This is a genomic window from Marisediminicola sp. UYEF4 (genome assembly GCF_040546025.1).
Classification (GTDB): Bacteria; Actinomycetota; Actinomycetes; order Actinomycetales; family Microbacteriaceae; genus Marisediminicola.
This window is the reverse complement of the sequence record NZ_JBEPNA010000003.1, coordinates 23594-42390: the sequence shown is the minus strand read 5'-3', so window position 1 is coordinate 42390 and position 18797 is coordinate 23594. Positions and strand designations below refer to the sequence as shown.

Genomic DNA, 18797 nt, shown 5'->3' with positions numbered 1-18797 from the left:
TAACTTGACCGAAGCTCTTTCGACCACCACCGCGGCCCCGTCCGGCGCGGAGGCCGTCACACGCCGCAACAACCTCGTCATCCGCCTCCTTCTCGTCTCGGCCTTCGTCGTGATCCTGAACGAGACGATCATGGGCGTCGCGCTGCCGCAGCTCATGAAAGACCTCGACATCACGGCGAACGCCGCCCAGTGGCTCACGACGGCGTTCATGCTGACCATGGCCGTGGTGATCCCTATCACCGGGTTCCTGCTCCAACGATTCGACACCCGCCCGGTGTTCATATCGGCGATGTCGCTGTTCAGCGCCGGCACCTTCATCGCCGCAATCGCGCCGGGCTTCGAGGTGCTGCTGGCCGGCCGCGTCGTGCAGGCGACGGGAACGGCCATCATGATGCCGCTGCTCATGACCACCGTCATGACGCTCGTCCCCGCGGCCTCCCGCGGCCGCACGATGGGCAACATCTCCATCGTCATCTCGGTCGCCCCCGCGATCGGCCCGACCATCTCCGGCGTCATCCTGAGCGTGCTCGACTGGCGCTGGATGTTTATCCTCGTGCTCCCGATCGCCCTCGGCGCGCTCGCCGTCGGCGCTGCCCGCGTGCGAAATGTCACCACGCCGAGGCGCACCCACTTCGACGTGGCATCCGTGATCCTCTCCGCATTCGCGTTCGGCGGTCTCGTCTACGGGCTGAGCAGCCTCGGCGGGATCGCCGCCGGCGGCAGCCCGCTCGGCGCGTGGGCGCCGCTCGGCATCGGCATCGTCGCGCTGGTCGTGTTCGTTCTGCGCCAGATAGGGCTGCAGCGGGTGGAGCAGGCGCTGCTCGACCTGCGCACCTTCCGCTCGCGCAACTTCACCTTCTCGATCGTGATGTTCTCGATGAGCATGATGGCATTCTTCGGAACGATCGTGCTGCTGCCGATCTACATGCAGGACGTGCTCGGCCTCGACCCGCTGCAGACCGGCCTCCTGCTGCTCCCCGGCGGGCTGACGATGGGCCTGCTCGCACCGCTCGTCGGGCGCACCTACGACCGGATCGGTCCGACCGCGCTGCTCGTGACGGGCGCGATGATCGTCACCAGCGTGCTGTGGATCATGACGACGTTCGGGGCGACCACGTCGCCGTTCTCGGTGCTCGCCGCCCATGCATCACTGAGCGTCGGCCTCGCCCTGCTGTTCACCCCCCTGTTCTCGGCGAGCCTCGGCTCGCTGCGCCCGCAGCTGTACTCGCACGGCAGCGCGATCGTCGGCACCGTGCAGCAGCTCGCCGGGGCGGCGGGCACCGCCCTGTTCGTGACCGTGATGGCCGCCCAGGCCGCGATCCTCCTCGCCGGTGGGGCGACGGATGTCGCGGCGACGGCCGAGGGCGTCCGCGTCGCGTTCGTCTATGGTGCGATCATCTCGACGTTCGCGATCCCCGCGGCGATGATGATCGGGCGCACCGCGGAGCCGGCGTCGGGCGACATGCCGATGGCCCGCTCGGCGCCGAACGTCCGGCGACCCAAGTCGCGAAACGGGTGGACTCGCGGGGTCTGAGGGCGCAGAATTTCTGCATGAACCCATCGGCAGGGGTCATCCGAACGCCCGACCAGCGTCTGCGGGTGTTCGTCAGCTCCACCCTCAAGGAGCTCGCCCCCGAGCGCAGGGCGGCGCGGGTCGCGGTCGAGCGCCTGCACCTCGCCCCCGTGATGTTCGAGCTCGGCGCGCGGCCGCATCCGCCCCGCGACCTTTACCGCGCCTACCTCGAACAGAGCGACGTGTTCGTGGGGCTCTACTGGGAGGCCTACGGCTGGGTGGCCCCGACCGAAACGGTCTCCGGGCTCGAGGACGAGTACAACCTCGCCACCCGGCTCCCGAAGCTGATCTACATCAAGGAGCCGAAGGGCATCCGCGAACCACGCCTGGTCGAACTGCTCGACCGCATCCGCAACGATGACGGGGCGTCATTCAAGTACTTCTCGACCCCGCAGGAGCTCCGCAGGCTGCTCGAGGACGACCTCGCGACTCTTCTCGCCGAGCGATTCGACCTGAGCCGGCGTCCACTTCCGCCCCCCGAGCGGCCGCCGGTCACCGACACCGACACCGGCGCGATCCCGGCCCCGCTCACCTCGCTCATCGGACGGGACGATGAGTTGCTCGCCGTCGAGGCCATGCTGCGTCGCGAGAGTGTGCGGCTTGTCACGCTCACCGGTCCGGGCGGCATCGGCAAGAGCAGGCTCGCGATCGGCGTCGCCAAACTGCTCAGCGAGTCCGTGCCCGGCGAGGTCGCCTTCGTCGATCTCGCGCCGGTGCAGGATGCCGCGCTCGTGCCGAACGCGATCGCGCAGGCCCTCGGGGTGCGCGATACCGGCGACCAGACCCTCGAGGAGAAGCTCACGACAGCGCTGCGGCAGCGGCGGATGCTCATCGTCGTCGACAACTTCGAGCAAGTGCTCGACGCCGCCACCACCCTCACGGCCCTGCTCACGATGGTGCCGACCCTGAAATTCCTTGTCACGAGCAGGACGCTGCTGCGGGTCACTGGCGAGCACACCTACGAGATCGGCCCGCTCGCGCTCCCCGGGCCGAGGGCACGGCTGGATCCCGCCGAGCTGCTCGACTCGGCATCCGTCGCCCTGTTCGTCGAGCGGGTGCGTGCCGTCAAGCCCGACTTCGAGCTGACGGCCGACAACGCTCACGCCGTCGCCGCGATCTGTCGCGAGCTCGACGGCGTGCCCCTCGCGCTCGAGCTTGCCGCCGCGCGCATCCGAACCCTCGCTCCGGCCGCGATGCTCGCCCGGCTCGACCGGCGACTGCCGCTGCTTTCGGCCGGTGCGAAAGACCTCCCGCCGAGGCAGCAGACCCTCCGCCGCACGATCGAGTGGAGCACGCAGCTTCTCGGACCCGACGAGAAGCGCCTGCTTGCCCTGCTCGGGGTGTTCGCCGGCGGCTTCTCGCTCGAGGCCGCCGAGTTCGTTGCCGGCGATGCGGCTCACGCCGATCCACTCACGAGTCTCGGCATCCTCGTCGACAACAGCCTCGTGCGCGAGCAGGACTGCCGGGGGCGGTCACGATTCTCGATACTCGCGACCGTTCGCGAGTATGCGCTCGAACAGCTCGAGGCGAGCGGCACATTCGAGGCCATTCGTGCCCGCCACGCGGAGTACTACGTGGAGCTCGCAGACCGCATCGAGTTCGACCTCGAGGGCGTACACCAGCGGGAATGGGTCGGCCGCCTCAACGACGATCGCGACAACCTGCGCGCGGCCGTGCGCTTTCTGCTCGACCACGACGACTGGGACACCGCTGCGCGGTTCGCCTGGGATCTGTTCATCTTCTGGTGGGTCGGCGGGCTCCTCGGAGAGGTGCGCGGCTGGATGGAGGAGGTGCTCGCGGCGAAGGGTGCCCTCACCGACCGCACGAGGGCGATCGCGCTGTACTTCACTCGGTCGATCACGCTCTGGCAGGATCCCAATGAGTGGGTCGTCCCGGGGCTGACCGAGAGCGCGGAGCTCTTCCACCGGGTGCACGACCGCTCCGGCGAAGGGCTGAGCCTCATCTCGGTGGCCCTCGCCCTGCTGGCCGATGAGAAGCCCGATCCAGTCCACGCGGATGAGGCTCTGATGAAGAGCCTGGAGCTGTTCCGCGAGCAGGGCGACGGCTGGGGCGAAGCGATGGCGCTCGTGACCCTCGGCCGGGTCGCGCTCATGGACCAGAAGATACACCGCTCGGTGCACCGCTTCCAGGAGAGCCTGTCGCTTGCCCGGGACCGGCACGAGGAGCTCGGCACCGCGATCGCGCTGCACCACCTCGGCTGGGCGAAGCTCGTGGCGGGGTCGATCGACGAGGCCCGCGACGCCTTCAACGAGAGCCTCGCCACGTCGGCGGCGCTCGGGCACGCCGAGGGTGTCGCCTACGGGCTCGAGGGACTCATCGCGATCGCTGCCGCCGAGGGGGAGATCCAGCGCGCAGGTCGGCTTCTGCGGGCGGCCGAGGCGCTGAGGAGGCAGACCGGACTGTACAACGCGACGAGCTTCTCGTTCCACCAGCACTACCTCGCCCCGATCCTCGCGGGCGACGACGCATCTGACCTCGAGGCGGCGCGCACCGAGGGACGGGACATGTCGATGGAGGATGTCGTCGCGTTCGCGCTCGCGGGGCACGCATCATGACCGGGCGGGCACGCGACGAGATAGAGCCTCTCACGAGGTGGCTCGCACTGCTGATCCTGCCCTTCCTCGCCGTCGCGAGCGTGCTTCTCTACCTCCTCCCCACCGAGACCGAGCGTCTGTTCGCGTGGACGATCCAGCCCCCGCTCACCGCGATGCTGCTCGGTTCGGCTTATCTCGGTGGCATCTGGTTCTTCGTGCACGTTGTCTGGCAGCGCCGGTGGCACCGGGTACGGCACGGGTTCCCCGCCGTCGTCGTCTTCGCGACCCTCGCGGGCGCAGCGACGCTGCTGCACATCGATCGCTTCCACGCCGGGCACGTCTCGTTCATCACCTGGCTTGTGCTGTACGTGACGACACCCTTCCTCGTACTCGGCGCCCTGCTCGCGAACCGGCGCTCCGACGACGGCCTGGCCGAGGAGGGCGACTTCCGCATCCCCTTCCGGGTGCGAGCCGCGCTCGGGTCGCTCGGCGGTCTCGCGCTGCTCGTCGGACTCGCACTGTTCCTCGTTCCCCAGGCGTTCCTGTCGACCTGGGCGTGGGATCTGACTCCCCTGACCGCGCGCATCGTCGGCGCGGTGCTCACCCTGCCTGGCATGGTGAACGTCTGGCTGTTCGTCGACCACCGTTGGAGCGCGTTCCGGTGGATCTATCAGGCGCAGCTGTTCAGCCTGTCCTTCATCGCCGTCGCACTCGTCGTCGCCCGGGGCGATCTCCAGTGGTCGAGGCCCGCCGCGCCGCTCTTCGTCGCCGGGATCGTGCTGTCGCTGCTCGGCTACTCCGCGTTCTACTGGTGGTGCGAACGCCACTCGAACCTGCGCGACGAGGGCGCGCCCGGGTCGAGGTTGCGCCGGGCAAACGCCGGCTAGACCGGCGTAATTGAGACGTCGGACGGCCCGCCGCCGCGCCGTGCCGCCTCCCTGCGGCGCGAACGGTCGAGAAGCGCCATGACCGGCGTTGCGGCGATGCCGTGGATGAGGATCGATCCGACGACGACGAGTCCGACGATCGCCCAGAGCCGCTCGGCATCGGGGAAGTCTCCGACGTCGAGTGCATACGCGATGTAGAACAGCGATCCGATGCCGCGCACACCGAAGAACGCGATCACGCCGCGCTCGCGCGGGCCCGACTTGCCCAGGCTCAGGCCTATCCAGCCGGCTATCGGGCGGATGACGAGCAGGAACGCTGCCGCGATGCCGATCTCGGCCCAGCCGATGTCAGCGAAGAGGCCGCGCGCGACGGCCCCGCCGAGGAGGATCAGCACGGTGATGGTCAGCATCCGTTCGATCTGCTCGACGAACTTGTGCAGCACGCCGTGGTACCCGTGCGTGCGCTCCGCGGCGCGAACGGTGACGGCGCAGATGAACACGGCGATGAAGCCGTAGCCCTCTGCGAGCTCGGTGACCCCGTAGGCGAGGAAGGTGGCGGAGAGGGCCACGAACCCCTCGGCCTGTTCGGCGAGCGCGAACCGTCCCGCCCTGTCTGAGAAGAATGCCTTGCTCAGCAGCCATCCGACGATGAGCCCCACGATCACCCCGACGGTGAGCCTCCAGACGACGTCGATGAGCACCCAGTCGAGCAGCCACGCAGCCGGGGCGACACCGACGAGGCTGATGGCGACCGCCGCATACGTGAAGGGGAACGCGAGTCCGTCGTTGAGGCCCGCCTCCGAGGTGAGAGCGAACCTGGCCTCGTCGTCGCCGTGGTCGGGGTCGGACTGGGGTTCGCTCACCTGAACCTCCGTCGCCAGCACCGGGTCGGTGGGGGCGAGTGCGGCGGCCAGCAGCACAGCGCTCGCGGCGCCGAGGCCGAGAGCGGCCCAGCCGAGGATGCCGACGGCGAGCATCGACAGCGGCATCGTGATCGCGAGCAGCCGCCAGGTCGACGACCAGCTCCGCCAGCCGACCGGCCGGTTGAGGGCCAGGCCGGCCCCCATCAGGGAGATGATCACGCACACCTCGGTGAGGTGCAGGGCGATCGCATTGTTGTCGATCGGGTCGGGATCGGGGAGGTCGGGCAGCAGCACGAAGACGAGCATGCCGGCGCCAAGAAACACCATCGGCATTGAGATTGGCGCCCGGCCGAGGAGGCGCGGAAGAAGCGCCGCCGCGAGGGTGGCGACGCCGATGGCCACAAAGATGGCGCTGGCGCCGTCGAACTCGATCACTCGCACAACTTTATGCTGGCAAGCTAGGGCGAGTGACCCCACGACACACTCTGCTCGCCTTGCTCGTCGTCGTCATCTGGGGACTCAACTTCGTCGTGATCGACGCTGGGCTCGCCGACGTTCCGCCGCTCGTCTTCGTCGCCATCCGGTTCTTGCTCGTCATCGTTCCCGCCATCTTCTTCATCAGGCCGCCTGCGATCGGCTGGCGCAACATCCTCGCGATCGGCGCGTTCCTGAGCCTCGGGCAGTTCGCGCTGCTCTACCTCGCTCTGGCCCTCGGGATGCCCGCCGGCCTCGCCTCGCTGCTGCTGCAGACCCAGGTCGTGCTGTCGGTGATCGTGTCGGCGATCGTGCTGCGGGAACGACCGACGCGGAGACAGCTGGTCGGAATAGTCGTCGGGATGGCCGGCCTCACCGTCGTCGTCGTCGGGCACAGCGCCGCCGCGCCGTGGCTGCCGCTCGTCGTCACGATGCTCGCGGCGTTGGCGTGGGCGATCGGCAACGTGCTCAGCCGTCGCGCGAAGGCGGCATCCGGTCTCTCGCTCGTCGTCTGGTCAGGGCTCGTCGTTCCCATTCCAAGCCTCGCGCTCGCTCTCATCGTCGACACGCCCGCCGTGGTCATCGACTCGATCGTGAACATCTCGCTCGTCGCGATCCTCAGCACCGTCTACACCGCGGTCGCGGCATCGCTGATCGGCTACGGCATCTGGAACTCGCTGCTCGCGAAGTACCCCACGAGCTCGGTCGTGCCGTTCACGCTGCTGATCCCCATTATCGGAATCCTCGCCGCGTGGGTCGTGCAGGGCGAAGAGCCCACCGCAAGCGAACTCATCGGCGGCGCCATCATGCTCGCGGGTCTCGCCGTGGCCGTGATCACCCGCAGACCGTTCACCCGAGCCGCCCCCGTGCCTGACCCGGTCTCGGCAACGCGGGGTGACTGAGCTTCAGTCGAACCCGATGGCGGTCGTCGGGGTGGCGATCTGCCAGCGTCCGATGCTCCCGTCGCTCAGGATCGTCTCGATCTCGCGCCTCTCGGGGAAGATGATCTCGCCCGCGTGGCCGAGTCGGTTGTCGATCTCCTGCGTGAGGGTCTTGAGTCGATAGACCAGGGCGGCGTAGGTCGTGACGTCGTCGAACTGCAGGGTGAAAGTGGCCATGATTGCTCGCTTATGAGGCCGGGCTGATGCAGCGACCCCCGGCCTCATCGGGGCCGCCTGATCCGTTGCGGCCCAGACTAGGCGGGCTGGCCGCCCTCGACAACTCGTCGAGGGCGGCTCGACTGCCGCACCTGTTTACGAGGTGCGGTCAACGCGAATGAGTACCTTGCCGACGACGCCGCTTTCGACCGCCGCGTGCGCCTCGTTTGTTCTCTCGAGGTCGAAGTGGTGCAGGGGCAGGCCGGCCTGCTCCCCGACAGGCAGAGCGCCGTCCATGATCGCGGCGGTGATGTCGGCAGCGGCGGCGTCGAGCGCCTCCTGGCCGACGGAGTAGAGCAGCACAAACTGGTACCGGATGTTGAGGCTGAAGTGGGGGCGCACGTCGAGGGTCATCGTGTCGCCGCCGTTGTTCGCGTAGACCGACACGGATCCCCTGTTGCGGATAACGGCGAGGTTGAGCGTCGCGTTCTGAGCCGGCGCGACCTCGACGATCTGGTCCACGCCTTTCGGTGCGATGCGGCGGATGTCCGCCACGGCATCCGAGTCCCGGTAGTTGACGGTGTGGTGGGCGCCAGCCGCCGCTGCGAGCGACGCCTTCTCGGGCGAGCTGACGGTCGTGATCACCGTCGCGCCTGCCCAGCGGGCGAGCTGGATCGCGGCATGCCCGACCGCGCCCGCGCCACCGGCGACGAGCACGACCTTGCCGTCGAGGGCGCCCGGATGCAGTCGGCGCGGGCCGTCCTCGGCCACGGTGAGCGCGCGGTGTGCCGTGATCGCCGGCACGCCCAGGCTCGCGCCGAGCTCGAAGCTCGCGGCATCCGGCAGCGGGTAGACCCGCTCGGCGGGCAGCACCGTGAACTCTTGGGCTGTGCCGCTCGCCGCCCGCTCGAAGGCGGCGAGCGCGAGCCACACGCGATCGCCGACGCGCACCCGGTCGACGCCGTCGCCGACAGCATCCACCGTTCCGGAGCCGTCCTGGTTCGGCACGACGTTCTCGAACGCGAGGGCCTCCCCCGGGCGGCTGCCTCGGCGGGACTTCCAGTCGGTGGGGTTCACCCCGGACACGGCGACGCGCACGCGCACCTCGCCCGGCCCGGGCTCGACGAGGTCGCGGTCGACAAGGCGGAGGACACCGGGGTCACCGGTTTGGCTGTACATGATGGACTTCATAATGGGGGCAACGCCACGGGGCAGCGGATGCTTCCGGTTCCGGGCCATCCGGAGCATCGCGGCGTAACATCGCCACCATGGGAAGCTCCAGGAGCACCACCATCGTCATCGTGGGCGACGACGCGCCCGACGTCATCCACGTGCTGGACGCCTTCGCGAACGTGCGCGGCGAGACCTTCGCCGATGCGCCCGATGACGAGGTGCAGCGCTGGATCGCCCGCGCCAACTCCCCCTATCTCGTGCACGACCGCGACCCTCTCGAACATGTGGCCGCGGCGTGGGTCGAGTTCTTCGACGACCTCGCCACACTCGGCACTCTCGACCTCGAGGTCGACCGGGCAGTCGGCGCACTCGAACGCGGGAGCCTCAGCATGCCCGACTACTACGTTGTGATCGACCCGGAGCAGCTCTCGCCGACCTGGAAACACTGGTGGCTCGGCGTGCTGCCCGACGTCGCTCCGTCGCGTGTGATCCCCTGGACCGTCGCCGGGCGCACCTCGCTCGCCCGCATGCTGCGCACGCTGCCGACGAGCCGCCAGTGGCCCGATCCCGGACCGTGGCTGCGCCGGGTCGCGCGGGCGGTACCGGACCGGATCGGGCTCGGCGAGCATCCGGCGCTGTGAGCGGCGCCGAGCAAATTTCTCGCTACTTGCGGTACTTTTCGTCGACGACCTTGGGAAACACCCGGCCGAAGAGCACATCAAGCACCCATGCGGCCCCGCGCCAGCCGACAAGGAAGACGCCGAGTGCGATGAAGGTGATGAAGACGAATCGCGAGTCGGTCGGCTCCCCGGTCACCAGGCGCAGCAGCATCCCGACCGCCGCCGTGGACGCCCAGACGATGATGCCCTTCCACACCACGGTGCGCGGCGCCTGCCACACCCGCCCGGCTGCCCAGCCGACGACCACGCCGATGAAGAAGGGAAGCCCCTCAACGAGCCGCTCCCCGAGACCGCTGCCGCGTGTCTCCCGGCCGGCGTAGATGAAGAGGAACACGACCACCAGGTCGAGCAAAAGGTATGCGATGACGGATGCGGCGCGGGCCCGCTTCGATTCCATGGAGCCAGCGTAAGCCTGCGTGGGCAAAAGAACCTGCGCGGGAAAACCCCGCGTGCGAGACTCTGCCGCCGAGGGTCAGTCCGGCTCCGCGCAATATTCGAACTCCGTGATATTCGGGGGCAGCCATGCCTGCCGCGGCGGAGTAAATTCGAACCATCGGAGGGCATCATGGTCAAGTTCGACGGCGATGCGCATCCTGAATCGGGTGCCTTTGAGGGAGTCTTTGCCGACGGAACGCCCGAGAGCCTGGGCCAGTTCCACGGCGGGCAGAAGCATGGCGACTGGAGGTACTACTTCCGCAACGGCCGACTAAAAGCCCTCGGCGCGTACGACGACGGAAAGCTGACCGGGCACTGGGTGTGGTGGCGGGAGAACGGCCAACGACTGCAGGAGGGCGCCTTTACGGAAAATCGGCAGGTAGGACCGTGGAAGCGCTGGTTCGACAACGGGCAACTCTGGGACGAAGGCACCTACAACGACGACGGCAAGAAGGTCGGCGAGTGGACGACCTACGACCGCGACGGTGCAGTGAAGTCGACGCGGATCCACCGGGGCCCGCGCAGCTGATCGATGCCTCGCCGCTCACGCCGGGCGGCCGCGGTCAGCCTGCCGCAACCGCAGCGGGCCGCCCGGCGCGCGGCGTTCCGGTCGCCCACCACGACAGGCGCGTGTGGCGCAGTGCGCTGCCGATCGCCCATGGGATCACCAGCATCAGGGCCGCCGAGACCAGCGGGTTCACCTCGAACGGGCGGGACGCCCACTGCACCACCGGGTGTACGAGCACGACGCACAGGGACGCGAAGGCCAGGCCGATCGTCGCGCGTTCGACGGGGCGGGGCATTTCGTCGTAGACGAGATCCGCGACGACCACCAGACCCGCACTGATCGCGACGGCAACGGCGACGGCGGCGACGGGCGTTCCCCAGTTGCCGAACTTGATGTCGAACGGCTCGACGACGCCCGCCACCACGAGAACCTCCGGCACCACTGTGAGCAGCAGTCCGAGCAGCAGTCGGGGTGCCGGATGCCGGCCTGTGAGCCATTCGATCGGCTGGCGCAACAGGAATCCGGCGAGCAGGAAGACGAGGCACGGGAGCGCCGAACCGATGCCGAGCGGGCTGAAGGCGAGCTGGGGCCCGATCAGGTACCCAGCGAGCAGTCCGGTGGCGGCGACGAGCCACACGAACGGAAGCGGCAGCGCCATCACCACTCGGAACAGCAGCACGGAGAAGAGCAATACCGACAGGAACCAGAACGTCGTGAACGGTTCGTTCGCGTTCGCCCCGCCGAGAAGCGGGCCGATCCAGTCGTCGAGGTCGCGCTCCGCCGACGTCGTGACGAGCACGATCGCGTAGGGCACGCCGATGACGGCGAGCCAGAAGAGGTACGGGCCGGCGAGCGAGCGCCAGCGAGAGCGCCACTCGTCGCGAATGCCATTCCGGTTCCGCTTCCACAGGTAGCCGCTCAGGAAGAAGAACAGCGGCACGTGCCAGCCGAACAGCGCGGTGCGGAAGCCCTCGTCGGGGATCGCATGTCCGACGACGACGGCCGCGACGCCCAGCACCCGCACCGCATCGAGCGCGGCCGATCTCTTGTGCGCCGGGGTCGGCATCCGCCCTCCTTCGTGTCAGGGCACGCTGGTGGAGTCGCCAGTCTAAAGCGGGGCTCGGGCGGAATGTGCTACGCCCAACCAGCGCGAGCTACCCCTTGGCCACGGTGACGCTCACGGGCGTCGGGTTCTGGAACAGGTCGAGCACGGGGCAGTGCGCGTCCACGGCCTCGCGAAGCTCCTGGTAACGCTCCTCCGACTCGGGGCCGGTGATCGTGATCGCGAGGCGCACATCGGTGAACCCGGCGCGCACGGTCTCATCGAGGCCGAAGAGCCGACGTGCATCCAAATCGCCCTCCGCGTCGACCGTGATCTCGTCGACCCGGATCCCGAGGGCCTGCGCATACAGGCGGTAGACGACGACCTGACAGGAGATGAGAGCGCCAAGGGCGTACTCGACAGGGCTCGCGGCCACGTCATCTCCGGCGAGCGCGGCGGGCTCGTCGACGACGAAGGCGTGCTTCCCCGCGGTGACGGCGGTAGCTACCGACCCCTCTCCGGCGGCGCGCACGCGGTAGGTGAGCCGGGCGCTCGCCGGATTCGCCGCGATGCGGTCGCCCCAGGCGGAACCCGCATCGAGAAGCCTCGTCGCGCGCACGTCGGCACTGACGGAGGGGATGGAAACGGCGGGCTGGGAGATGGTGGGGATCAGTGTCATGGCCCGACGATAGAACGGATGCCGCTGCGGGCGTCGAGCGGGACGTCACGCGGCGACACAGTGCGTAACCTGCGCTACTCGAGCAGCTCGAGGCTCACCCCCACCACGTCGCCCGGTTCCACTCGCTCGCGCGCCCGAATGGCCTTCTTGACCGGAAGCAGGAACGTGCCGGACTTCGTGTCGGGGAAGATCGACGTCAGCCACGTCGACCCTCCGAGCGTCACGCTCACCCGGATCGACCCGAAACCGGGCCTCGGCGCACGCGGAATCGCCGCGATGTCGGTCGAGTGCCCGGTCGGCACCGTCACGAATACCCAGGCCGCCTGGCCCGAGTACTCCCACAGTTCGGCGTCGAATCGATAGGTGTCAGGCATGGGTCTGCGCCGATGCTACTACTGTGAGCAGGTGTCGGAGACCCTCCCCCCGTGCCCCTCCTGTTCGAGCGAATACGCCGAGGACATGACTCGACAGAGATGAAGAGGGCGTAGCCATACTCGACGGATGGGTTTGTCTGGAGTAGTGGCCTACCATGACGTGAAAATGTCGTTTCTCCACCCAGGGAGTTGCATCATGGTCCAGGTTCGCGTTGTCGCCCTCGCTGTTGATTCCGGCTCGCAGCCCGTGGTTCTTTTGAAGCCGATTCTGGACGAACCCGGCTCGGGCAAGATACTGCCAATCTGGATCGGCGCCCAGGAGGCCACATCCATCCTCATTGCCACCGAGGGCGCTCAGGCGCCGAGGCCCCTCACACACGACCTCATGAAGAGCCTGCTCGAGGCGGTGCAGGCCGAGCTGGAACGAGTCGATGTCACACGCATCGAGGAAGGCACCTTCTACGCCGAGATGACGCTGCAGACCAGGGACGGGCGACTGGTCCTCGACGCCCGCCCGTCAGACGCCATCGCCCTTGCCGCTCGGGTCGACGCGCCCATCTGGGTCAGCGACGACCTGCTAGAGGCCGCCGGAGTCGCGGACGAGACCGAGGTGACGGGCTCCCTCGGCGAGGAGGCGCAGCTCGACGAGTTCAATCGATTTCTCGAAGAGGTCGACCCCGAGGACTTCCAAGGCTGAAGGGGGACTTCCGCCGCCAGTGCGGGCGGGGCTACCGTAGGCGCTATGTCAGCGGAACCGGATGATTATCGCGTCGCCCTCGAACACGCGCTCGCCCACTCGCTCGACTGGCTCGCATCCGTTGCCACCCGTCCCGTCGGCCCCCGGCGGACCGCCAACGAACTCGCCGCCGCGTTCGCTGCGCCGCTACCCGACGGCCCGACCGACCCGGTGACTGTCGTCGATGAGCTCGCCGCGATCGCCGACCCCGGGCTCATGGCGATGCCGTCCGGCCGCTTCTTCGGCTGGGTCATCGGCGGCGCACTTCCCGCCGCCCTCGCCGCGGACTGGATGGTGAGCGCCTGGGACCAGAATGCCGGGATGCGCTACGCGACTCCCGCAGCCGCGGCGGCAGAGGAGGCGGCAGGAGGATGGCTGCTCGACCTGCTCGGGCTTCCCGCCGGAAGCGACGTGGGATTCACGACGGGCGCGACCATGGCGAACTTCGTCGGCCTCGCCGCCGCCCGCAAGTGGACGCTCGACCGCGTCGGCTGGGACCTCGACACCCTTGGCCTCAGCGGATCGCCGCGCATCACGGTATTCGCCGGGGCCGACCGGCACGTGACGATCGACCTCGTGCTGCGCTACCTCGGGCTCGCGGCCCCCGTCGAGATCGGCGTCGACTCCGAAGGGCGCCTGGACCCGGATGCCCTCGGCCGGGCCCTTGACGGCCACGACGGCCTCGCGATCGTCTGCCTTCAAGCGGGCAACCTGCACTCGGGCGCCTTCGATCCGATCGGGGAGGCGACGACGATCGCGCACGCGCACGACGCGTGGGTGCACGTCGACGGCGCGTTCGGCCTGTGGGCCGCCGCGAGCCCGACCCTCCGGCCGCAGTTGGCCGAGCTCGAGACGGCCGACTCCTGGGCGACGGATGCCCACAAGACGCTCAATGTTCCCTACGACAGCGGATTCGCGATCGTCTCCCGGCCCGAGGTACTGCGGTCGGTGTTCGCGGTGCACACGAGCTACCTCATCGGTGCAGACTCGGGCCCGGGTGACCCGTTCGAGAAGGTGCCGGAGCTGTCCCGCCGTGCCCGCGGCATCCCGGTCTGGGCAGCACTGCGCTCGCTCGGGCGGTCGGGCACGATCGACCTCATCGACGGCCTCGCTCACAACGCGAAAGCCCTCGCGGAGGGGCTGGCCCGGATGCCCGGGGTCGAGATCCTCAACGACGTGGTTTTCACCCAGGTCTGCATCAGCTTCGGGAACGACGAGCGCACCCGCCGTGTCACCGCCGCGCTCATCGCGGACGGCACCGCGTGGATGTCGGGCTCCCGCTGGCACGACCGCGACATCCTGCGCATCTCGGTGAGCAACTGGTCGACCGACGCCGACGATGTGGCCGCGTCTCTCGCGGCGGTGGAGCGGGCGATCGCAGCGGTGGAAGCCACCGTCTGACTCGCGTGTGTGCGGAGCTCATCAACGCGCGGACGCGGCACCCGGGCGCCACATCAGTCCGAGGCCCTCTCGGCGAGGTAGCAGTCGACGATGAGGTCGCCGCGGATGCGTCTCAGTTCGTCGAGCAGCCGATCGAGCAGCTTCGACGTGACCCCCGGGGCGACCAGGTCGTGCGGCCCGATGGGCTGCAGCTTGCCGCAGCGGATGCGCACCACCTCCCAGCCGGCGGCGCGCAGCATCCGGTCTTTGCGGCGGTCGACGGCCTCACGGCGCCCGACGTGTTCGAGGCCGTCCCTGCCGGTCGTGTCGTATTCGATTGCCACGCGCAGCTCAGAGATCACGATGTCGGGCCACACCTCGAGGTGGGTGAAGAACGGGCGGGCGACGCGAACGGCGTTGAGGCCGGGTTCGAAGTTCAGCCGTTCGGTGAGCTTGGCCCGCAGGTCGGCCTCGGCGGCGGATGCCGGACGCGGCGCGCAGTCGCTGCGAAACGCGTCGCCGATGGCCTGGCCCTCCGCGGTCGACGTGGCGCAGAGCGTCGACGCACCGGAGATCGCTGGGGCTTTCGGTGTACGGACCGGCGCCGCCGGGGCGTCAGCGGGGCTGTCTCGAACGCCGGCCACCAGCGCGACGGCCGCACCGCGCGGCGAGCGCGTCACGGCCAGCGCCGCGCAGTCCGGGCACCAGGTCGAGCGACGCCTCGACCGGCCGGGCCGGTGCCGCTGCTCCTCTGGGGTCGCAACGAACTCGTGCCCGACGACGCACACCCAGACGAGGTAGACCTCCGCCGCGGGAGGAATCTGACTGAGGGTGATACCACGGTTGAGGTCGGGGTGGTACTGCCGCACGAGCACCGGGTAGCTCTGCCACGCCTCACGGTACTGCCCGACGGAATAGGGCATGGTCGTGCCCTTCGACCGCTGCCGCCTGGCCCACCAGGCCTCTACCTGCTCCGGCACCTCACCCTCCGAGAACCACTTTACGAACGCGCACCGACATTCGCCGCGCGAGTCGCAATTGGCGTGCGCCGCGCGACGCGCGAGACTGGGGCTGGCAACTACTGCCCGACTGACAAGGACACCCATGGCCGAAGCATCCGACCCTCGCGTCGCCGTCTACATCGACTTCGACAACATTGTCATCTCGCGCTACGACCAGGTCTATGGTCGGGGCAAGTTCATGGCCGACAAGGCGCGCAACGGATCCGACGGCGAGCCCACCGACGCCAAGGCGAAGGAGCAGGCGCTGCGGGCGATCGTCGACGTTGGCGCAATCATCGACTACGCCACCTCGTTCGGCACCGTGGTGATCAGCCGCGCCTTCGCCGACTGGTCGGTGCCGGCCAATTCCCGCTATCGCCGGCAGCTCGTCGACCGCGCGATCGATCTGACCCAGCTGTTCCCGACGGCGCAGTACACGAAGAACGGCGCGGACATCCGCTTGTCGGTCGACGTCGTCGAGGACATGTTCCGGCTGCCCGACATCACCCATGTGGTCATCGTCGCGGGCGACTCCGACTTCATCCCTCTCGCGCAGCGGTGCAAGCGGCTCGGCCGCCACGTCGTGGGAATCGGCGTCGCCGGTGCGACGAGCAAGCAGCTGGCTGCGGCGTGCAACGAGTTCGCCTACTACGGCGAGCTGCCCGGCGTCGAGGAGGAGGACGACGAGGAGCGCGAGTCGCCCCGGGAGCGAAGGTCTCAGCGCGCGCCCGCGGTCGAGCCGGCGGCATCCGCCGAGCCGACAACAGCGGCGACGCCGGCGGCTTCGGTCGAATCGGCGGCGGATGCTGCCGGCGAGGCCGCGCAGGCGCCGAAGCGCAAGGCCCCGGCATCCAGGCGCGCGTCGTCGGTCGGTAAAAAGCCCACCGCGACCGATGCGATTTTCAGCGAGCTCGACGAGCCGACCGAGGCCGAGCGCGAGGTCGCCGAGGAGGAATCCGCCGCCGACAGCCCCGAGCGGGGCACCGATGTGACCGAACTCCTGGTGCGAGCCATGCGGCTGAGCCACGCGAAGAGCGACGACGAGTGGCTGCACAGCGGCGGCGTGAAGAGCCAGATGCAGCGCATGGACCCCTCGTTCAACGAGAAGGCGCTCGGTTTCAGGAGCTTCTCCGACTTCGTGAAGAGCCGCGATTCCGTCGTGCTCGTGGGCAAGGACGAGCTCGCCGGTCGCATCAAGCTGCGGGCACGGGCCCGCGTCAAGGGCTGATGACCGTCTACGTCGCGCTGTTGCGAGCGGTCAACGTCGGCGGCACCGGCACACTGCCGATGGCGCGGCTCGCGCAACTCTGCACCGGCCTCGGGCTCGGGAACGTGCGCACCTTCATCCAGAGCGGCAACGTCGTCTTCTCGTCACCGTGGTCGGCGGATGCTGCGCGAACGGCACTCGAGATGGCGCTCACCGACGAGCTCGGCACGCCTGCCCAGGTCATCATCCGCACAGCGGCCGAACTCGAGCGAGTGGTGCTGGCCAACCCGTTTCCTGACGCCGAGGGAGCGAAGGTGGGAGTCGCGCTCGCGCACGAACCCGTGCCCGCCTCGATCGTCGACGGAATCCCGACGCCCGGCGGTGAACAGGTTGTGGCCGGCGAGCGGGAACTCTACCTGCATTACCCAGACGGCATGGGTCGGTCGAAGCTCACGCTGCCGAAATCGCTCGGCCCGGTCACAGTGCGGAACATGAACACGATGACGAAGCTCGTCGCCCTCACTCGGGACATCCGGGCGGAGTAATCAGCTCGGTGCGTCGCGAGCGCACCGGAATCCTATGTGCGTCGTGGCCGAGTCGTCGGACTGGTGCGACCGGGCAGCGGGACGATAGCGCAAGCAGTACTCGGGGGCGCAAAGGTGCGAGCCACCCTTGAGCACCCGACCGGCGCTTGGGTCTGCTGTGGTCGGGCTGCACGAACAACTCGACGGCGCAGTGTGCCGCGCCGCCCATGGAGTTGACGTCCACTCCCACACGTTCCCGGTCATGTCGACGAGCCCGTACCCGTTGGGCGGGAAGCTGCCCACCGGCGATGTTCCCACCCAGCCAAGGGCTCCCGCGTTGCGATACGGGAACGCTCCTTGCCAGGTGTTCGCCTTGAGCCGCCCCTCGCGCTGCGGCTCCTCGCCCCACGCGAAAGTGGCGCCGTTGAGACCGCCGCGTGCCGCGAACTCCCACTCCGCCTCCGTGGGCAGCCTCTTGCCCGCCCATTCGGCATAGCGTGTCGCGTCCTCGAAATTGACCTGGACGACCGGATGCTCGTCCCGCCCGTCGATCGAGGTTCCGGGGCCACCCGGGCCCCGCCACCACGCACCGGGGGTCCAACGCCACCACTGCCGCCAGTCGCCCAAGTCGACGGGGCCGGGTGTCGGGGTGAAGACGAGGGACCCTGGTGCGGTGTCGAGATACTGCACTCCGGGAAAATTTGCAGGATCCAGTTCGCGCTCGGCGACGGTCACGTAGCCGGTCTCGTCAACGAATCGCGCGAACTTTCGGTTGGTCACTGCTGCCCGATCGATCTCGAACGGACCGACGGTGACCTCGATCACTGGGGATTCCTCGGGATAGAACGCCGTCGACCCCATGCGGAACGTGCCGCCCGCAAGCTCGACCATTCCTAGGACTATCTCCACAGCACCTCCGACCGGGACACGACGAAGACGAGGGCGGCGACCCCAACCAACAGTGCGACCAGCGTCACCGCCGCGATGGCCCCGCCCTCGCTGATGGCGGCGGTTGGGTCGTTCAACATAGCCCGCGTGGAGCGGTGGTAGCGAATCGAGGTGAGCGCATAGGCGCCTCCGGCGAGCGCGAGACCGGGCACCCCGACCAACAATGCCATCAGCGGGTCGGCGATCGCCCCGAACCGGATGGAGACGGCGACTCCAAGCCCGAGGACGAGGCAGGTGCGACGCCATGCGAGCAGCGTGCGCTCTAGCTGCAGTCCCGACTCGAAAATTCTCATCCCGCTCACACCAGCAGGCTCCCGACGATGATGCCAACGATTGCGATGGCGGCACCACTGGTGATCACGGCGCCGATCGCGAGGCCCGGCAGCGGCCGCGCCATCCGCATCGACCGCTCGGTCGCGGCCCAGGACCACCAGGCGTGCACGATCGACACCAGGCCCAGGGCGATGAAGATGAGCGCGGAGGCGAGGCGGAGCTCGGCCTGGATCGGGGCATCCAGCGCTTCCAGCGCGACGCCGGCGAGCAGCAGCGCGAGCGAAGTGCGAATCCAGGCTAGAAAGGTGCGCTCGTTCGCGAGGCTGAAGCGCGGATCGGGCTCGTCGCCCAGCTCGAATACCCCGCGCGGGAACCGTGATCTCATGTG

21 protein-coding genes are annotated in these 18797 nt (G+C 68.8%); 10 read left to right on the top strand and 11 right to left on the bottom strand.

The genetic code is table 11. From position 1 onward, the window contains the following. Nucleotides 1-4 precede the first annotated feature (4 nt). From ABIB15_RS04550 to ABIB15_RS04540, 3 genes are read left to right on the top strand one after another with little or no spacing between them, the layout of a single operon-like run. On the top strand, nucleotides 5-1534 hold the full coding sequence (locus tag ABIB15_RS04550) for a DHA2 family efflux MFS transporter permease subunit (RefSeq protein WP_354475624.1): 1530 nt from the start codon (nucleotides 5-7) through the stop codon (nucleotides 1532-1534). 17 nt (nucleotides 1535-1551) lie between these two features. Next, a complete protein-coding gene (locus ABIB15_RS04545; protein WP_354475623.1) occupies nucleotides 1552-4149 on the top strand; it encodes a DUF4062 domain-containing protein in 2598 nt (865 codons plus the stop codon). Beyond that, nucleotides 4146-5015, top strand: coding sequence for a hypothetical protein (locus ABIB15_RS04540; protein WP_354475622.1), 870 nt, complete (start codon nucleotides 4146-4148; stop codon nucleotides 5013-5015). Before ABIB15_RS04545 ends, ABIB15_RS04540 begins: the two co-directional genes overlap by 4 nt. Here ABIB15_RS04540 and ABIB15_RS04535 read toward each other — a convergent pair. Then, the gene (locus ABIB15_RS04535) at nucleotides 5012-6313 is read right to left on the bottom strand and encodes a cation:proton antiporter (RefSeq protein ID WP_354475620.1); all 1302 of its coding nucleotides are present in this window, start codon (nucleotides 6311-6313) and stop codon (nucleotides 5012-5014) included. The two genes, ABIB15_RS04540 and ABIB15_RS04535, sit on opposite strands and share 4 nt — an antisense overlap. 32 nt (nucleotides 6314-6345) lie before the next feature. Here ABIB15_RS04535 and ABIB15_RS04530 point away from each other — a divergent pair, with 32 nt between their 5' ends. Beyond that, the gene (locus tag ABIB15_RS04530) at nucleotides 6346-7254 is read left to right on the top strand and encodes an EamA family transporter (RefSeq protein WP_354475618.1); all 909 of its coding nucleotides are present in this window, start codon (nucleotides 6346-6348) and stop codon (nucleotides 7252-7254) included. A gap of 3 nt (nucleotides 7255-7257) precedes the next feature. Here the strand turns inward: ABIB15_RS04530 and ABIB15_RS04525 are convergent, their stop codons facing one another. Together ABIB15_RS04525 and ABIB15_RS04520 are read right to left on the bottom strand one after the other, a co-directional pair. Continuing rightward, the gene (locus ABIB15_RS04525; protein ID WP_354475616.1) at nucleotides 7258-7470 is read right to left on the bottom strand and encodes a hypothetical protein; all 213 of its coding nucleotides are present in this window, start codon (nucleotides 7468-7470) and stop codon (nucleotides 7258-7260) included. 135 nt (nucleotides 7471-7605) lie between these two features. Continuing rightward, nucleotides 7606-8640 carry an NADPH:quinone reductase gene (locus tag ABIB15_RS04520; protein ID WP_354475987.1) on the bottom strand — a complete coding sequence of 345 codons (1035 nt, stop codon included), beginning with the start codon at nucleotides 8638-8640 and terminating at the stop codon, nucleotides 7606-7608. Between the two features lie 77 nt (nucleotides 8641-8717). Between ABIB15_RS04520 and ABIB15_RS04515 the strand changes: the two genes are divergently transcribed. Next, nucleotides 8718-9263 carry a hypothetical protein gene (locus ABIB15_RS04515; RefSeq protein WP_354475614.1) on the top strand — a complete coding sequence of 182 codons (546 nt, stop codon included), beginning with the start codon at nucleotides 8718-8720 and terminating at the stop codon, nucleotides 9261-9263. 22 nt (nucleotides 9264-9285) lie between these two features. Here ABIB15_RS04515 and ABIB15_RS04510 read toward each other — a convergent pair whose 3' ends face one another. Then, nucleotides 9286-9699, bottom strand: coding sequence for a DUF3054 domain-containing protein (locus ABIB15_RS04510; protein ID WP_354475613.1), 414 nt, complete (start codon nucleotides 9697-9699; stop codon nucleotides 9286-9288). Between the two features lie 168 nt (nucleotides 9700-9867). Between ABIB15_RS04510 and ABIB15_RS04505 the strand changes: the two genes are divergently transcribed. Beyond that, nucleotides 9868-10266, top strand: a complete 399-nt coding sequence (locus tag ABIB15_RS04505; protein ID WP_354475611.1) for a toxin-antitoxin system YwqK family antitoxin — start codon at nucleotides 9868-9870, stop codon at nucleotides 10264-10266. Nucleotides 10267-10300: 34 nt separating this feature from the next. On the opposite strand, the gene ABIB15_RS04500 is transcribed toward ABIB15_RS04505, so the two are convergent. The 3 genes from ABIB15_RS04500 to ABIB15_RS04490 all read right to left on the bottom strand — a co-directional run bounded on the left by ABIB15_RS04500 (nucleotide 10301) and on the right by ABIB15_RS04490 (nucleotide 12340). Next, nucleotides 10301-11311, bottom strand: a complete 1011-nt coding sequence (locus ABIB15_RS04500; RefSeq protein WP_354475609.1) for an acyltransferase family protein — start codon at nucleotides 11309-11311, stop codon at nucleotides 10301-10303. Nucleotides 11312-11399: 88 nt separating this feature from the next. Further along, the gene (locus tag ABIB15_RS04495; protein ID WP_354475607.1) at nucleotides 11400-11966 is read right to left on the bottom strand and encodes an OsmC family protein; all 567 of its coding nucleotides are present in this window, start codon (nucleotides 11964-11966) and stop codon (nucleotides 11400-11402) included. Nucleotides 11967-12040: 74 nt separating this feature from the next. Continuing rightward, nucleotides 12041-12340 (bottom strand): DUF1905 domain-containing protein, encoded by a 300-nt coding sequence (locus ABIB15_RS04490; protein WP_354475606.1) that lies wholly within the window; start codon nucleotides 12338-12340, stop codon nucleotides 12041-12043. 196 nt (nucleotides 12341-12536) lie between these two features. On the opposite strand from ABIB15_RS04490, the gene ABIB15_RS04485 reads away from it, so the two are divergent. Both ABIB15_RS04485 and ABIB15_RS04480 read left to right on the top strand, forming a co-directional pair. Then, complete coding sequence (locus ABIB15_RS04485; RefSeq protein ID WP_354475604.1) at nucleotides 12537-13037, top strand: bifunctional nuclease family protein; 501 nt, start codon at nucleotides 12537-12539, stop codon at nucleotides 13035-13037. A 45-nt stretch (nucleotides 13038-13082) separates the two neighbouring features. Next, nucleotides 13083-14477 (top strand): pyridoxal phosphate-dependent decarboxylase family protein, encoded by a 1395-nt coding sequence (locus tag ABIB15_RS04480; RefSeq protein ID WP_354475603.1) that lies wholly within the window; start codon nucleotides 13083-13085, stop codon nucleotides 14475-14477. Between the two features lie 53 nt (nucleotides 14478-14530). On the opposite strand, the gene ABIB15_RS04475 is transcribed toward ABIB15_RS04480, so the two are convergent. Beyond that, complete coding sequence (locus tag ABIB15_RS04475; RefSeq protein WP_354475602.1) at nucleotides 14531-15436, bottom strand: zinc-ribbon domain-containing protein; 906 nt, start codon at nucleotides 15434-15436, stop codon at nucleotides 14531-14533. 124 nt (nucleotides 15437-15560) lie between these two features. On the opposite strand from ABIB15_RS04475, the gene ABIB15_RS04470 reads away from it, so the two are divergent. Both ABIB15_RS04470 and ABIB15_RS04465 read left to right on the top strand, forming a co-directional pair. Then, nucleotides 15561-16685, top strand: coding sequence for an NYN domain-containing protein (locus tag ABIB15_RS04470; RefSeq protein ID WP_354475600.1), 1125 nt, complete (start codon nucleotides 15561-15563; stop codon nucleotides 16683-16685). After that, entirely contained in the window at nucleotides 16685-17209 is a 525-nt protein-coding gene (locus ABIB15_RS04465; RefSeq protein WP_354475599.1) for a DUF1697 domain-containing protein, read from the top strand. Before ABIB15_RS04470 ends, ABIB15_RS04465 begins: the two co-directional genes overlap by 1 nt. Here the strand turns inward: ABIB15_RS04465 and ABIB15_RS04460 are convergent, their stop codons facing one another. Genes ABIB15_RS04460 through ABIB15_RS04450 form a run of 3 tightly spaced genes read right to left on the bottom strand, consistent with a single transcriptional unit; the run spans nucleotide 17210 to nucleotide 18794 of the window. After that, nucleotides 17210-18079: a formylglycine-generating enzyme family protein gene (locus ABIB15_RS04460; protein ID WP_354475597.1), complete on the bottom strand. Its 870-nt coding sequence runs from the start codon at nucleotides 18077-18079 to the stop codon at nucleotides 17210-17212. It lies immediately after the preceding gene. A gap of 8 nt (nucleotides 18080-18087) precedes the next feature. Beyond that, complete coding sequence (locus ABIB15_RS04455; protein WP_354475595.1) at nucleotides 18088-18429, bottom strand: DUF202 domain-containing protein; 342 nt, start codon at nucleotides 18427-18429, stop codon at nucleotides 18088-18090. A gap of 5 nt (nucleotides 18430-18434) precedes the next feature. After that, entirely contained in the window at nucleotides 18435-18794 is a 360-nt protein-coding gene (locus ABIB15_RS04450; RefSeq protein WP_354475593.1) for a YidH family protein, read from the bottom strand. Between the last annotated feature and the right edge of the window lie 3 nt (nucleotides 18795-18797).

Excerpts from the sequence above, each read along its gene's own strand:
- ABIB15_RS04545 (WP_354475623.1), top strand. The coding sequence starts at position 1,552 with ATGAACCCATCGGCAGGGGTCATCCGAACGCCCGACCAGCGTCTGCGG.
- ABIB15_RS04540 (WP_354475622.1), top strand. The coding sequence starts at position 4,146 with ATGACCGGGCGGGCACGCGACGAGATAGAGCCTCTCACGAGGTGGCTC.
- ABIB15_RS04525 (WP_354475616.1), bottom strand. The coding sequence starts at position 7,470 with ATGGCCACTTTCACCCTGCAGTTCGACGACGTCACGACCTACGCCGCC.
- ABIB15_RS04520 (WP_354475987.1), bottom strand. The coding sequence starts at position 8,640 with ATGAAGTCCATCATGTACAGCCAAACCGGTGACCCCGGTGTCCTCCGC.
- ABIB15_RS04515 (WP_354475614.1), top strand. The coding sequence starts at position 8,718 with ATGGGAAGCTCCAGGAGCACCACCATCGTCATCGTGGGCGACGACGCG.
- ABIB15_RS04510 (WP_354475613.1), bottom strand. The coding sequence starts at position 9,699 with ATGGAATCGAAGCGGGCCCGCGCCGCATCCGTCATCGCATACCTTTTG.
- ABIB15_RS04505 (WP_354475611.1), top strand. The coding sequence starts at position 9,868 with ATGGTCAAGTTCGACGGCGATGCGCATCCTGAATCGGGTGCCTTTGAG.
- ABIB15_RS04500 (WP_354475609.1), bottom strand. The coding sequence starts at position 11,311 with ATGCCGACCCCGGCGCACAAGAGATCGGCCGCGCTCGATGCGGTGCGG.
- ABIB15_RS04495 (WP_354475607.1), bottom strand. The coding sequence starts at position 11,966 with ATGACACTGATCCCCACCATCTCCCAGCCCGCCGTTTCCATCCCCTCC.
- ABIB15_RS04490 (WP_354475606.1), bottom strand. The coding sequence starts at position 12,340 with ATGCCTGACACCTATCGATTCGACGCCGAACTGTGGGAGTACTCGGGC.
- ABIB15_RS04485 (WP_354475604.1), top strand. The coding sequence starts at position 12,537 with ATGGTCCAGGTTCGCGTTGTCGCCCTCGCTGTTGATTCCGGCTCGCAG.
- ABIB15_RS04480 (WP_354475603.1), top strand. The coding sequence starts at position 13,083 with ATGTCAGCGGAACCGGATGATTATCGCGTCGCCCTCGAACACGCGCTC.
- ABIB15_RS04470 (WP_354475600.1), top strand. The coding sequence starts at position 15,561 with ATGGCCGAAGCATCCGACCCTCGCGTCGCCGTCTACATCGACTTCGAC.
- ABIB15_RS04465 (WP_354475599.1), top strand. The coding sequence starts at position 16,685 with ATGACCGTCTACGTCGCGCTGTTGCGAGCGGTCAACGTCGGCGGCACC.
- ABIB15_RS04460 (WP_354475597.1), bottom strand. The coding sequence starts at position 18,079 with ATGGTCGAGCTTGCGGGCGGCACGTTCCGCATGGGGTCGACGGCGTTC.
- ABIB15_RS04455 (WP_354475595.1), bottom strand. The coding sequence starts at position 18,429 with ATGAGAATTTTCGAGTCGGGACTGCAGCTAGAGCGCACGCTGCTCGCA.
- ABIB15_RS04450 (WP_354475593.1), bottom strand. The coding sequence starts at position 18,794 with ATGAGATCACGGTTCCCGCGCGGGGTATTCGAGCTGGGCGACGAGCCC.